Source organism: Aureibaculum flavum (assembly GCF_016406085.1).
GTDB classification, from domain to species: Bacteria; Bacteroidota; Bacteroidia; order Flavobacteriales; family Flavobacteriaceae; genus Aureibaculum; species Aureibaculum flavum.
In genome coordinates this window covers 109637-125193 of the sequence record NZ_JAEHFJ010000011.1, presented here as the reverse complement: position 1 = coordinate 125193, position 15557 = coordinate 109637, and the positions used below count along the sequence as shown (strand labels likewise).

Below are 15557 nucleotides of genomic sequence, written 5' to 3'. Positions count from 1 at the left end.
AAACATATTTTAATTTGGAGAATCCTCAAGGTGACCATTTTTACAAATTATACTTTTTACTTAAATTTCTCTGTTGTTCTTTTTTAATGCCATCCTATATTCCGCAATTAAAACTTTTACATCATCTACCATTTTCCCATGTATTGGTGCTACTGTTTCAGCATTATACCCATACATTAATCCATTATCTTCATCATCCGTTCTTCCTCGCAAATATCTATCCTTATCAATTATAAATGCATATGGAGAATAGCCATTTGTATCAATTTTAAGGTCGGTCTTTAAACTATTGAACAATTCTTCTATTTGTTCTTGGCTACCATATAAGAAATTCCACTTTTGCATATCAGTAGTTACCTTCAATTGCTTTACCAGTTCAGCTACTTGACTAGAAGAACCTTCTTTCAATACAACAACGAATTGAAAATCTTTAAACTTATAAAAGTGCTTGTATATTTTCTCATTTAGGTTTAATGCATTATTCTTTACCGTTTGCAAATCGTTCCCTAAAAAACTGAGCACTGTAATTTTACCATCTAGAGAAATGGAAGCTCCTGTGCTTGTTTTAAATTCAGTTACATCACCTATTTCCTTATTCAACACGGGTAGTTTAGCAAACTTATTGGTACCTGTCAATAACAGCAGATAAAAGACCAAAGGCATAATAAAAAGCCCCACTAAAATCCAAAATTTCTTTGATTTCATCAATATTACTTATTGTTTATTTAAGGTCAAAAGGATGTTAATCTTAACATTTTAGTTCTTTCTAAAAAAGAAAACCGACATTTCGAACCTATCAATTATTTTGATACTACAAAATTACGGTTCTTTGGCGTATAAAAAAAGCGGTTTAAAAACCGCTTTATATAATTTATATGTTACTAAAATTTAGTAGCTCCATTTTGTATATTTACTCATAACATCTCCAATATACCCTCCTTCAATCAACAATAAAGTTGCTAAATAGCAAATTAAAAATACTGTTGTCCAAACGATAGCTCTCCGTAAACCGGCCTTCTCTTGCTTAAGGTGCATAAAATACCAAGTAATACCATATGCTTTTACTAATGTAAGTATTAAGAAAATCCAATTTAATAAACTTGTTCCTAAAAAGATAGTTAAGTGTAAGCCTTTTGGTTTTAAAATACCTAGAATTACTTCAACAATTGTAATTAGAGATAATGCTCCAAATACTTTCCATATTAATCCAACGTGCGATTCGTGTTCGTGTTCTTGATCGTGTGCCATATTATTTTTTTAAACTAAATAGAAGAATGTAAATACAAATACCCAAACTAAATCGACAAAGTGCCAATATAAACCTACTTTTTCAACCATTTCATAATGTCCTCTTCTTTCATAGGTACCAATTATAACATTAAAAAAGATAATGATATTTATCAATATACCTGAGAAAACGTGAAATCCGTGAAATCCTGTAATAAAGAAAAAGAAATCGGCAAACAGCGTATTACCATATTCATTAATCTTAAGGTTTGCACCTTTTACGACACCTGTTGCTTTTGATAAAAACTTATTTGCGTCTTCTCTAGATAATATTATTTTATGTTTTGTTGCTAAATCAACCTCTTCAGTTCTTAAGCTGATGTTAGGACTGTTTTTAAAACTCTCTATGACTTCGCTTGTTGTAAATGGTGGTAACGCACCGGCATCTTGTACATACCATAATCCATTACTTTTAGTGTGTGCAACTCTTTCATTAGCGGGAGACTTTGTAACAAAATCTTCTAAAGCAACTTGATGACCAGAAGCATCTACGAATTGAACCACTTTACCATCTTGTAAAATTAAAGATCCATAAGTACCACCAATAAAGTTTTTCCACTCCCAAGCCTGTGAGCCTAAGAAAATTAAACCACCAATTATTGTTAGCAACATATATAATGTTACTTTCGCTTTCTTCATCTGATGACCAGCGTCAACAGCTAACACCATTGTTACTGAAGAAAATATCAAAATAAAGGTCATAAAAGCCACATAGTACATAGGAAAATGACCATGTAAAAAAGGTACGTGCGTAAAAACTTCGTCGGCAATTGGCCAACTGTCTATAAATTTAAAACGCATAAGCCCGTAAGCTCCTAAAAATGCAGAAAAGGTTAAGGCATCAGACATGATAAAGAACCACATCATCATTTTACCGTAACTGGCTCCTAACGGTTTCTTACTTCCGCCAGACCAAGTTTCGCCTTCTTTGTTTTCTGTAGCAATTGTTGCTTCCATAAAAAGTTTATCAGTTAATTTTGGTTATATAATATTGGTTGATACGCAAAAATATAAAATTATATGACATCACCAATTTTTATTATGTAATGAAATAGAAAAATAAAAATAGGAAAATCCATAAAAAATCAACAAAATGCCAAAAAATTCCACCTACTTCTAAGCCTAACGCATTATCAGCACTGTATTTATTATTTAAATGTCTAAAAAGAACAACTAGCAAAACTACTAGTCCTGCCGCAACATGCAGCAAGTGAGCAAATGATATTACTACCAGCAATGATGAAGATACAACACTGCCTTCTCCTGTAAAATACAAGCCTACTTCTCTTAATTGATTAAATCCTTCGAATTGAAAAAATACAAATCCAACAGCCAACACTAACGTAATTACTAAAAAAATTGTTGTTTGTGATCTATTATTTTTTAGAATACTTTTTTTTGCCAAAAAATAACTAATACTACTTAAAATAATTAACAGCGTGCTAATATATAGTGCTTGAGGCAAATCAAAAGAAACCCAATCTTCACGATTACTACTTATAACATATGCACTAGTTAAACCAGCAAACATCATTATCATACTAATGATGGCTACGTACATCATTTGTTTCGAAGTTCTACTTCTTATTTGAGCGTCCATGATCATTTTAATGTAAAAATTTATCGATTACGTAAATTACTTGTATTAGTGTTATATAAAAAACACTTGACAACATTAATTTTCTCGCTAATTTATCCGTTTGTTCTTTGTGTAATTTAATACCGTAATATAACATTACGATACCTGCTATAAAAATTAAAACTGCTGCCACTGGTGATAAATATAAACTACCCGTTAATTTAAAGACCGGAAATACAGAAACAACAATCATCCAAATGGTATACAAAATAATTTGTGTTGTTGCTTTTCTATTCTTCTCTCCAGTGGGTAACATATTAAACCCAGCTTTTTTATATTCATCGTATTGTAACCAACCTATGGCCCAAAAATGTGGGAACTGCCAAAAAAACTGAATCATAAATAACATTCCCGCTTCAATACCAAAATGATTGGTCGCGGCTACCCAACCTAACATAAAGGGAATAGCACCTGGTAACGCACCTACAAAAACCACCAATGGTGTTTTAGGTTTTAACGGTGTGTAAATACTTGTATATAAAAATATAGAAATGGCCCCAAACATAGCTGTTTTAGGGTTTATCATATATAAAATTGCAATACCTAAAACGGTACTGGTTCCTGCTATAATCAAAGCTGTATTCACAGACATTCTACCCGTGGGCAATGGTCTGTTCATTGTACGCTTCATTAATTTGTCTGAATCTTTTTCTATAATCTGATTAAATGCATTTGATGCTCCAACCATAAAATAGCCACCAATTGCCAACAAAAAGAGTGTTGATATTTGTACAGATTCTGCAGCCAATAAATATCCAGCCAAAGCAGAAAAGACTACACTGATAGATAATCCAAACTTTGTTAATTGCTTTAAATTATCTAAAGTCGATGCGAATGATTGCTTTTTTGCGATAGTACCCAATGAAGTATTCATAAATTATTACTAAAGTGGTGCAAATATATTTATTAATTTGATACAACCGACAGTAAAATAGAGACTTTACAGATCATTTTTAAAAAAAACCAAAAAAGGCTTTGCAATTTATATAATTATATTAAATTTGCCCTCGCGTTTGAGATGATAACGCCATGTTCTTTAAAAAACGCGAAAGTAGCTCAGGGGTAGAGCATCACCTTGCCAAGGTGGAGGTCGCGGGTTCGAATCCCGTTTTTCGCTCATTCATAATATATACCAATTTGTTGTCGTGCAAACGATAAACAGGCTCGAGTGGTGGAATTGGTAGACACGCTGGACTTAAAATCCAGTGGACAGTAATGTCCGTATGGGTTCAAGTCCCATCTCGAGTACTATAAAGCCTAAGTTTTTACTTAGGCTTTTTTATTTAGGATACTTTTCATTAAGCAATAAGCCGATCTAATTTCATAATTTTACCCATCAGAACAAGCGTTAAAATAATATCAAGTTAAGAGAATATGTGAAATTAAGATAGTTCTTGAAAAAAACATGTGTGGTAAATAGAATTGATCGTAATAGATTAATGATCTCCTTTAAGTTGAGCACACTCATTGTTAATTGCTCTTACACCTTTTTTTGTATTTACTTCGTTAGACGCCCAAAGACATTGAATTCTAATTTATTTCTTCTTGTATTATTTTATCTCAAGTAGCATCCAATTATCATTTACAACGCCATCTAACAAGTTTTCGATACATAAATTCCAACTAATAAAGCCAACAATATTGCCGTTTTCATCAACATGGTCATCGCTAGGAGCTAAAGGAACTCCTGTATCTGCATGATAATTTTCATGCATTGTATTGTTCTTTTCTATGTCCTTGAGCAACAAAGTACCCAATGTTTCCGCTTGCCAATATAACTCATCACTAAAGCCATATTTTTTTAAACCTATGGAATATATAAAATTAGCTATTGGCCACACTGGACCTTGCCAATTTGAAAACGGCAAAATAATATTTTTGTTATTATAATCAGGATCTTGTATTGATAATGTACGATAACCGTATTTAGCCTTCATATGGTCAGGATTGATTAAATATTTAGAAATCATTTCCTTTCCCATTGCGGGAGAAGGAATATTCTCAATTAAAGGGAGAAAAGATGAATAACTTACTCTTTTGTAAAACTTACGCGTTTCTCTATCGACGGTATAGTAGATTTTATCTTCATCTGACCAAAGGTGTTTATTGATCGCTAGTTTTAGTCGTTCCGCTTTTTCTGCATACATTTTGGCATCTTCCATTTCACCAAGTTTCTTTGCAATGGCAGCTTGGGCTAAATACTCTCGACATTGAAGCGTACTTGCATCAGGTGCAAGAAATGTACGTTTATCTTCAGTAAAATAATTTAAAGCCGCATTATTATCAGCACCACTTTGCATACCATTATCCCAAAAAAACAAACCTGTTAAAGAATCTTGTTGCGTTCTTTCTCTATATGCCAACACTTTTTTTAATTCCTCGTAATGCGATGCTATCCATTCATAATCGTTTGCACCTTCACATGCAAAATAAACACCTTGAGAGAGAAATGGTTTTACAGCAAATTTACCAAACAAAAATCGAGGACCTTCAGTAGTTGCACCACCAGAAACATAACCTTCATCATCTATACCTTGGATTAAATTAAGTGCCCAAAATTTTAAATATTCTGGTTTACCCTTACTCACAAAATGATTACCCATAAAAAAACCATCCCAATCCCACATTTGCTTATAAAAACCCGCAGGAATCAAATAAGGGTATTTTAAATAGCCCTCCGCGGGCTGAATGACCTTAGGTCTTAAGGTTTCATATTTCGCGGACAGATCACTCAATAAAGGTCTTAAATTCTCTCCATCCATACTATTTTGTTTTTCATTTTCTATCGATGCCTTTTTTTCTGAATTCTGACAAGCTATAAGCCCAATGCAAATTGCCATTACAATAAATACTTGATAAAATTTGATATTATATTTTCTTAACATAATCAATTACATTTTTAAGTAAAGAGTTTTATAGTATTCTAATTCTCTTACAAATACACTCCTCTCATTTTTTTATTACGCTTACCCTAATTTTTAGAAGCTAATTTGTACATTTCACTACCCGCCAACAAAAATGCACCTGTACCATAGACGTGCCAATTTTCAGGAGTAAACTTACGAGGATCTATACCTTCCGGCTGCACATTACCGAGCCTTCCGTTCGCATTCACATTGTTACATAGTGCAACCCATGCCTTTTCTATTTGCGGTTTATATTTTTGATCGAGTAACCCGTTATTTAGACCCCATGCCAAAGCATATGTAAAAAACGCACTACCACTAACCTCTCCTTCATCTTGATATTCAGGGTCTAAAAGACTTACTCTCCATAGCCAATCATCTCCTTGTAATTTCAATAATTTAGTAGCCATTTCTTTGTAAAGTGTTTCGTATTTAGGCCTATTTGCAAAATCTGCTGGCATAACATCTAATATTCTTGCATTAGCTGCCATTACCCATCCATTTCCTCTACCCCAGAAAATCTTCTTTCCATTTTCGGACTTTTTCTCAAAATAACGATCATCACGAAACATTAATGAATCCTCTTTTGAATAGAGATAATCAGTAGTTATCCAGAACATTTTATCCATATAATTCAAATATTTTTGTTCGCCGGTTGCCTTTGACATCTGAGCAAATGATGGTGGTGCCATAAATAAAGCATCACACCAAGTCCACCATTCAACGAAATAAGGATTTTTTGCAAAACGGACATCGGCTTTGTAAGCTCTACGCGTCGCTAAATGTGCATCCATAGCCCATTTACTATATTTTATCATTTCTGGGTCTTTATCTTGCTCATATAACCAAGCCCAATTTGCTGCAATGGCCAACTGATCTGCATAAAAAAAGTCATCTAACAACCTATATTCAACATGCTCTCCTACATTTATCATTTCCTGTTTATATCTATCCTCTTTTGTGATATCATAAAAAGCCTGTAAACCGATAAAATATGCTCCCCAGTGCCATTCCCGTATTCTTTTTAAATTATACGGATTAGCAAATTGCCAATCTGCAGTTTGCCTCATTATGTTTACTATCTGATCTGGAGCTAATGGATTCGTTATTTTTGGAGATTGAATTCCCATTTTTATAGAACTATGAAATCGTTCTTCCCACGTAGTTTTTGTCCAAGAGGCATGGCTATAAATAGGGTATTTTGTGTTTTGCATCCACAAAACTTGTAACGGATTTCCTTTATCGGCACCACGTACAGCAAAAGGTCTTATATTATCTTTTTCAGATCCTTTTGTAATGAAGTCTACATTCCAAGACTTTCCATTATTTTTGGTAATCCATTTCTCAATTTCAAAAACAGAATCTCTATTTACTGAAAGGTACAATTCATTTGTATTTTCATGATCAATACTTATTCCGCCGGAATAATTCGGCTCTCTTTCTAGAGTATTTTCAGCCGTTCTTTGAAACCATTTACCTGATTTAATTAATGTTCTGTTAACCCATTTTTTCCCTGTCCACTTCGCATAACAATAATAATGAGCTGAATCTGTTGGAAATTTAGCATATGCAATTACTGGGTTTCCTTTTTTATCTTCGGCAATATCCCAATTCCATGCCTTAGCTCCACCCTCTTTCGCATTATAAACAATATCTAGCTCTTCAGGCTTTAAAGGTAAATCTGCAATATCTTTTATCTTTACGCCATTTGCTTTGTAAAAAGCACCGTTTTCATAATAAGTATAATAAATACTGTTGTTTTTTTCATTTCTAGGATGCCCATCAGTAAAGGTAAAATGGATTTTTCGATCTCCATTTGAATATATCTTTGTATACGGACGTCTAAAACGATATATAGGTTCTGGCATCAGTAAAATTTTCCCTTTTGCCCATGTATCTCCATTATCATCACTATGAGAAAAACTTGGCTTACCGTCAATTCCACGCCAAAAAAGATATATTTTTCCCTTCTCTGATTTTAATCGGATGGGGTTTGTATAATCATGTGACATGGATAGTTTACCTGTTGGATTATTTTCCTTGTCATTCAAATGAAGATAGTTAATATCATTCCACTCGGAAATATCTTCCGAGAATTTAGACTTTATTAAAAATAATGGAGGAGCTGTAGGTGAATCTCCATAGCCATGTCTATTAAAAAAAACAAGAAGTTTCCCTTCATCATCAAATAAAATTGAAGGATTGTCATGATCGTCAATTTCAAGATTTTTTTTAACAATATGTGTGGCTACCTTTTTCGTATCATGATCGTACCATCCCACCGTAATATTACCGTAATTATCAATCCATCCTGAATACGTTCTTTTGTACTTACCCTCGTAATAAACCGCCCTAGGATCTGAAAACCAACACCAAGAACCATTAAAGGTAAACGATTTGAACGACTCACTATGCTGACCATTATTTTTTTGGAGTCTTGTTTTTACAACATCCAGTTGAGCAGAAAGTTCGCAGTTAAATACATGTATAATTGCAACTACTATTATTATTATTTTTAATCGCATTCCTTTTTCAATTTAGGATTAAGTTCAAATAAAAATGAACATTTTATTTTTTTGTTATTTATAAATAATTACAATCTGTACTTATAACTATTTAATACTTTATTGTTACACTTCTACCCGCATCATCACCTTGAGGTAAATCAATAACAATATCTTCTTTGTCTGTGATACCTACATGAAATCTATTCATGTTTCTAGAAGGATCAGAGACTGATATAGCTTTCACCCTATTACCGTCTGTTTTTATGATAATTATTCCTGGAGAATCTAAAGATAAAGTTAAGTCTTCATCTATTTTGATACTACCCGCTTTATAAAATACAAGTTGCGTCATATTCAGTCCAATATGTTTTACTGCTTGTATCTGTGAATTATTAGATAAAATTTTAATGTTTTGATGCTGATTAAGTTTTTCTGGTGTTGTTGTCGGAACAACAATATATTGATACGTAACCTCTTTTGTATCCATTTTCCCTGGATAAAACCACAAATTTTCGCCCTGAGGTCGTTTACCATGATCAATCCATAATTTAAAAACATCTTTTTCAATCAATTCTTTTGGTGAAGTTGATTGCAAATTAATATCTGACCAACGACCACTTTCTGTTTGATTAGATAAATTTACTGATATAGGCTCAGGGAAGATATATCCCGTTCCATCATGATAAACCCAGTTAACATCACTAAGTTTATGATCTCCTTTTTTTAAAGATTGTGTTTTATTATTTTGAGAAACCAGAACATCACCCTGCAATAAATTTTGGTTCAGTGTTGTAACAACAGTATTATTAAAATGATTGGAAGCTATTCCCGCTCCTAGACAGACATACTCATCATCAAAGAAAAACCACGATTTTTTTGCTCTTATAAAGTCATGTGGACTAATAAAATCAAAACCAACTGTACCATAAAGCCCATCAGTAGTTGCCCCAACAAAATTGGTTAAACCACTCTTTTGCACTTGATGTTGACTTGGTAATGCTTTCTTTTGTAAAATGGTTGTTCCTGGTATTTTTTGCCAATCATAAACGGGCCAAATATTAAAATACTCATCACCAGTTACTTCAAGATGATTACTACCATCAGCTCTATGGTGATTAAAAATACCTTCACTGTTATGTGCGAGTTCAATATTACGATTACGTATAGAATACATACGTACCGATGAAAAATAGTTTGGGCGTTGAAATACAAAAAACTCAGATTGCCAAAAAAACTTACTAAAGGAAAGTGTTGGTTTTTGAATTATTCCTTTTCTTAGGTTTATAATTTCTTTTAGTTCGTCAGTTCTATAGTTTGAAATTTCTAATAAATTCTCAACAGCAGTACTTGGATATACTTTAAACTCCTGAACCCTAGTGATTTCCCTATTTTTCACACCCGTTTCAGGAGATTTTCCGAAAGCGGTTTGTTTTACAATTCCATCTAAATAGAAATCAACTAAGAACTTTATTTTTTTATCTGAAAATGCATATTTAGTTTTATTAACAAATAATGCCCATTCAACGCATACATTCGCAAATCCTAAACCGTAGGTTGCGGTATTATTTTCTCGATGTACTCTATGATGAAAACTATAATCATTTTGAATACCTCTTTTACCTGTATTTAATCTAACTTGATCTTCAATCTCTGCAAGTGTGCTTTCAAAACTTTCTTGGTCTTTTGTAAGTAAATAATTCTTTGCCTCGGCACTACAAATTTTAACTCTATCACCACTCTGACGAGCCCAAGGAGAAGTTTTTGTCGCTCTTTTTATAATAGGCTGAGCTTTTTGAAACAAATCAGAATCAATATCACCTTTCATTAAAATAAAAATATTTGTCAATGAAGTTGGTACTAAAACAATATTATGCCACCAATTGGCACTAACATAATCTTTTTCAATCCAATGTCTTAACCCTTTATTAATGGTGCGTTTTAAGCTGCGATTTTTATAATACTTTGAGCCTTTTTTACTATACATTAAAGTTGCAACAACTAAATTACGAATATGATACTTGTGCTCATAACCTGTCAGACTAAGGTCTTTATAATTAATTGAAGGCCAGCTACCGTCTTTATTAATAGTACTCATGGCTTCCTTTACTATGGTTTCTTCATCATTTGCATCAATAAGATATAAGTACATATCTGTCCTGTTCAACGTTGTGATAAGGTCTTTTGCAATACGCTTTTCAATTTTCTCCAAATCTTTTTGAGCAATACCATTTGCGAAAATAAAGATAAAGAATAGGAAAATTATTTTTTTATACATGTGCTCTTTTTAAAATATTTACAAAATACCCTACCAGAAGTGATTAAAAAAACACTATATGATAGGGTATAAAAAACTAACTCAAATGATTTGTTTTATGCTATTTATGTTTTCAAATTTACAAGTGATTTAAAATTATATTTTTAATTAAAACCACCTGCAAACACTTAATACCCTGGATTTTGTTCCAATACTTCCAACGTATTTCTTTCTATTTCTCCAAATGGAATTGGAAATAAATTGTTATACTCTTGAATAGTAGGACCACTATATGGATTATATTTTCTTGTTCTTTCAACAAGTAATCCTAATCTGCTTAAGGTCATTCTTCTTGGTTCCTCATAATTCAATTCACGTAATCTTTCATCTAATATAAAATCAATATCAACATCCGAAGCCGTTATAGGTAAAGCATTTGATCGTTCTCTCACTTCGTTAATATCGTCAGCAGCAAGTTGCGTTTGCCCCTTCGCTAAATAAGCTTCAGCCCTTAAAAGATAGGTTTCTGCTACTCTCATTAAATACCAATCATGATAAGTAATACCTGCTGAACTATTTACTTCTCCTGTTTCTTCATTTAAAAGAATAAAACTAGGATGGTCATTTTTAGTAGTTACCTTAGTTATATAAGGGAGAAAATACATCATGGTATCTTGTGCACTCAAACCATCTCTCCAAGATTGCGGAAAATCACTTACTTTTTTACCGTACCAAGAAGAATTAGGATTGTTTACAACCCAATCTCTTTGAATATTTCTTTCATTATTTCTTTGATCTACATCCCAATTACCGTTTCCCCAAACAGTTTGGGTTACATGACCTGTTGGCGTAACAAATGCTACCGGCCTCCCACCTTCTTGTGTCGTAGGGCCAAATTGAATGTTAACAGATTCTGGTTCAGGCGTTGTAATTAGCCAATAAAGTGGACCGTAATTACGCTCAAAACTTAAGGCATTCGAATTATTATAGTTGTAATTATCTTCGGCACCACCACCAGCTGTTGAAAGGTCAACTTGAATAACAAAAATGCCTTCTTTGTTTCCGCTGCTTCTATTTTGATTGTCCATTTGGTGTAAATCCCAATAAGGATCTCCATCTTCACCTGAATGAGAACCAAATCTTGTTCTCATAAGTTCAATATTAGGATCATCAATTACTGCCGTAGCTGCTGCAATAGCCTTATCCGGATCCCCTAAAGACAAATAAAGCTCAGTTAACAAATGTCTTGCCGCTGCATTGCTCGCTTTACCCTCTCCTGAAACCCCTTCTACACTAGGTAAAACTGCTGCTGCTTCTTCAAGATCATTAATCGCAAATTGCAACGTAGCCTCTTTAGAAGCTCTCACAAAATCTCTTCGAGGAGAAGTAGTTTCCTTCTCTACAATGGGAACACCTCCATAAAGATTAACTAGACAACGATAGGCGTACCCTCTAAAAAACTTAGCTTCAGCAATGTGAATTTCTTTTTCTTCTTGAGATTGATACGTAATTCCTTCAATTCTGTCCAAAATCACATTAGAATTGAAAATCATCCGAAAATAATTACTCCAATATGTAGAAACGATACCTGAAGTGGGTAATAAAGTAGAATTATAATCACCTAAATAGGCCGTTTCAGATCTTGAATACTGAGCAAGATCAGTTCCATAATGGAGATAAGAATAATCCCAATATTTTCCACCATTATAGCTTCTAATTCTATTATACTGATGATTTAATGCAGACTGAATATCTTGCGATTTAGTAAAAGAGTTGTTAGGGCTTAAAAAGTCTTTTGGTGTTTCATCTAACAGGTCTTCATCACAAGAAGTTATTGTAAAAAACAAACAAATTATTGATATATATTTTAATATTTTCATCTTTTTATTTTTTAAAAGGTTAAGTTTAATCCTATTGTATAACTTCTCATGACTGGATAAGATCCTGGTGAATACCCTGCACCTGTTTCAGGATCAATTCCACCCCACTTTGTCCAAGTATGTAAATTTTTACCTGAAACAAATAATTTTAAATTATCAATAGACCATTTTCCTAGTACACTTTTAGGTACATTATACGCAAGACTTACATCTTGTAACCTTACAAAACTTCTGTCCTTATATATATTTGGGTCAATAGGATCTAAATAATTCAATCCTGAATATTCTCCATTCGGATTTGAAGGTGTCCAGTAATCGAATTCCTTTACAGTATTAAAGGTTGCCATAGTATGTGCTTGCCATCCGTATTCAGATTTCTTTGCATTGTTATTACCTAAATAACCGTTTTTACCCCCTTGAATAGAGTTAATAAAGGCACTTAAACTCCAATTTTTGTATTTAAACTCATTAAATATACTAAAGCGATATGCAGGTTCTGTTGAACCAATAATCTCTCTATCATCTCCACTTATACCTTCCACACCGTCTAAATCTTTGAGTCTGTAATTTCCAGGATTATATCCACTAGGAATATCTGTATCGCCAATTTGATATTTACCATCAACAACATAATGATAAATCGTACCTATTGACTCTCCAATAAAAATACCATTTGATATTAGATCATCTTCTTTACCGTCGCCATCATCATCTCTACCTAAAATAGTAACTACCTCATTTTTATTTTTAGAGAAAATGAATGAACTGTTCCACTCAAAGTCATCATTTTTTACATTAACCGTATTTAATGAAAATTCAATACCTTGATTTGCTACTTCTCCAATATTACTTCTAATAGAGCCAAAACCTGTAATTCTAGGAATATTAATATTAAATAATAAGTCTTCCGTTTTACTTGAGTAGTATTCAACATATCCATTAATTCGGTTATTTAAAAACCCAAAGTCTAAACCTACATTTAAACCAGTTGTTGTTTCCCAACCTAAGTCATTATTAGCTAAAGAAGATATAGACTGTCCATATTGAGCAGACCCACCATCACCATAAACATATTGATAACTTCCACCAACACTTGCTAATGTTCCATATCTTCCCAGTGTTCTGTTACCACTTGCTCCATAAGATGCTCTTAATTTCAGCAAATTAGCCGAAGGTAAAAGGTCACTAACAAATTTTTCTTTGCTTAAAACCCATCCTAACGCCACTGAAGGGAAGGTACCAAACTTTTTATTTGTACCAAAGCCTGAAAAGCCATCTCTTCTTACTGTAAAAGTTGCTAAATATTTATCGTCAAACTTATAAGACAACCTACCCATTTGGTAAAGACTGGTTTCATCCCAAGCACCTGAACTTACACGTTGGTTTTCAATATTACCAGCTTCTAAACTATTATAACCTAATGCCTGATTTAAAAATTCTGATGATGATGCATTTGTATCTTCTCCTTCTCTGCCTTCGTAACCATAAAGCAACGTCACGTTTATATTATGCTTATCATTTATAGTTTTTACATAAGTTAATACATTGTCAAGCGTTTCATCTTGCGTCATTGAATTAGACTTTGATGCTGACCCCGTAAAATTTTGACCATTCGGGTTAAAGTTACTATATCTCTGGGTTCTGTAATTTGTTGAATAGCTTAACTTATAGGTTAAACCTTTAACATATGGAATTGCAACAGTAGCCGAGAAATTTCCAAAAAGATTTAAACGTTTATCAAAATTATCAGTTTCTAAGGAAGCCAATGGATTAGGATCATTACCTACTGGATAATAATTTATTGTACCGTCTTCATTGTAAGGCTTTACCAATGGTGAAAGAATCATCGCATTTCTAATATTTGCTGCCGCACCAGAATAATCTCCACTAGACATAAAAGTCTGCATCCCTATATTTAACCAACTTGTAACCTGAGTATCAAAATTTGCACGTAAATTAATTCTATCATAGGTGTCATTTTTGGCCCAACCATCTTCTTCTGTATAACCTGCAGATAAAAAATAAGCCGTTTTTTCAGAATTTCCACTCATATTAATATTGGCATTATAAATAAAAGGCGTTTGTGTAACTAAATCCATCCAATCCGTATCAGTTCCTTCATTATAACCATCAATAATTTGACTTTGACCCGCCCAAGTAGTTGATGGATCAAAAGTAGTATTTGGCGTAGTATAATCAGGTGCATTATAAGCATCTTCCCAAAACATGTCTTTGGCTTTTTGAATATACCCTTCTCTATCTAAAGGGTGTAAACGATTTGTTGGTGTAGATGAAGCATAATAAGTAGAAAAGTTAAAGCTAGGCTTTTTTGCCTTCTTACCTGTTTTCGTAGTTATGATAACGACACCATTTGCAGCTTGAGACCCATAAATTGCTTTAGAACTTGCATCTCTCAAAACATCTACAGAAGCTACATCAGAAGGGTTAATGTCAATTAAACTTCCACGATAAATAATTCCATCTAATACAATTAAAGGATTTGTACTTCCTGATAGCGAATTACGACCACGTATGGAAATAGATGGTTGTCCACCTGCTCCAGTGACAGCACCTACATTCAGTCCAGTAACTGCTCCTTGTAAAGATTGTACAATACTCGTATTTGGTTGTTGCGTAAAATTTTCAATATTTGCTCTAGTTACGGAACCTGTTAAATCAGATTTTTTTACAGTACCATATCCAACAACAACGACCTCATCTAGTAATGAACTTTCTACTTGTAATACTACGTTAAGATTTGTTTGTCCATTTACTTGTACCTCTTGAGTTGCATACCCAATAAAACTAAATAGTAAGGTTGCATTATTTTTTGTTTGGATAGTAAACTTACCATCAAAGTCGGACATTACTCCATTTTTCGTCCCCTTTTCGATAATGTTTGCACCAGGTATTGTTAAACCGGTTTCCGCATCAACAACCTCTCCTGTTACGGTAATGGCTTGCTGAGCAAAAGTACCAGCACTATATAAAAAGAAACAAAGGATATATATTAATTGATTTTTCATAAAATTTGCATTTAGTTAATCGCTTTTTTTAGTTAATTAACAATGCTTCGTGCATTGC

10 protein-coding genes and 2 tRNA genes are annotated in these 15557 nt (G+C 33.1%); 2 read left to right on the top strand and 10 right to left on the bottom strand.

Annotation, left to right across the window (positions count from 1 at the left end; all coding sequences use genetic code 11):
* Window positions 1-60: 60 nt before the first annotated feature.
* From JBL43_RS17595 to cyoE, 5 genes are all read right to left on the bottom strand, one after another.
* Window positions 61-705 carry a thioredoxin domain-containing protein gene (locus JBL43_RS17595; RefSeq protein ID WP_198842704.1) on the bottom strand — a complete coding sequence of 215 codons (645 nt, stop codon included), beginning with the start codon at window positions 703-705 and terminating at the stop codon, window positions 61-63.
* Between the two features lie 183 nt (window positions 706-888).
* Window positions 889-1248 (bottom strand): cytochrome C oxidase subunit IV family protein, encoded by a 360-nt coding sequence (locus JBL43_RS17590; RefSeq protein WP_198842703.1) that lies wholly within the window; start codon window positions 1246-1248, stop codon window positions 889-891.
* Window positions 1249-1257: 9 nt separating this feature from the next.
* A complete protein-coding gene (locus JBL43_RS17585; protein WP_198842702.1) occupies window positions 1258-2244 on the bottom strand; it encodes a cytochrome c oxidase subunit 3 in 987 nt (328 codons plus the stop codon).
* A gap of 82 nt (window positions 2245-2326) precedes the next feature.
* A complete protein-coding gene (locus JBL43_RS17580; RefSeq protein ID WP_233098822.1) occupies window positions 2327-2887 on the bottom strand; it encodes a cytochrome c oxidase subunit 3 in 561 nt (186 codons plus the stop codon).
* Window positions 2888-2894: 7 nt separating this feature from the next.
* Entirely contained in the window at window positions 2895-3800 is a 906-nt protein-coding gene (cyoE, locus tag JBL43_RS17575; protein WP_117881948.1) for a heme o synthase, read from the bottom strand.
* Window positions 3801-3971: 171 nt separating this feature from the next.
* Here cyoE and JBL43_RS17570 point away from each other — a divergent pair.
* Window positions 3972-4043, top strand: a tRNA-Gly gene (locus JBL43_RS17570).
* A gap of 45 nt (window positions 4044-4088) precedes the next feature.
* Window positions 4089-4174 (top strand) — tRNA-Leu (locus JBL43_RS17565).
* Between the two features lie 302 nt (window positions 4175-4476).
* Here the strand turns inward: JBL43_RS17565 and JBL43_RS17560 are convergent.
* The 5 genes from JBL43_RS17560 to JBL43_RS17540 all read right to left on the bottom strand — a co-directional run bounded on the left by JBL43_RS17560 (window position 4477) and on the right by JBL43_RS17540 (window position 15499).
* Complete coding sequence (locus JBL43_RS17560; RefSeq protein WP_198842700.1) at window positions 4477-5811, bottom strand: MGH1-like glycoside hydrolase domain-containing protein; 1335 nt, start codon at window positions 5809-5811, stop codon at window positions 4477-4479.
* An 86-nt stretch (window positions 5812-5897) separates the two neighbouring features.
* On the bottom strand, window positions 5898-8357 hold the full coding sequence (locus JBL43_RS17555; protein WP_198842699.1) for a glycoside hydrolase family 88 protein: 2460 nt from the start codon (window positions 8355-8357) through the stop codon (window positions 5898-5900).
* Between the two features lie 91 nt (window positions 8358-8448).
* Complete coding sequence (locus JBL43_RS17550) at window positions 8449-10614, bottom strand: polysaccharide lyase family 8 super-sandwich domain-containing protein (RefSeq protein WP_198842698.1); 2166 nt, start codon at window positions 10612-10614, stop codon at window positions 8449-8451.
* Window positions 10615-10781: 167 nt separating this feature from the next.
* Window positions 10782-12473, bottom strand: a complete 1692-nt coding sequence (locus JBL43_RS17545) for a RagB/SusD family nutrient uptake outer membrane protein (RefSeq protein WP_198842697.1) — start codon at window positions 12471-12473, stop codon at window positions 10782-10784.
* A gap of 11 nt (window positions 12474-12484) precedes the next feature.
* Entirely contained in the window at window positions 12485-15499 is a 3015-nt protein-coding gene (locus JBL43_RS17540; protein WP_198842696.1) for a SusC/RagA family TonB-linked outer membrane protein, read from the bottom strand.
* Window positions 15500-15557 lie beyond the last annotated feature (58 nt).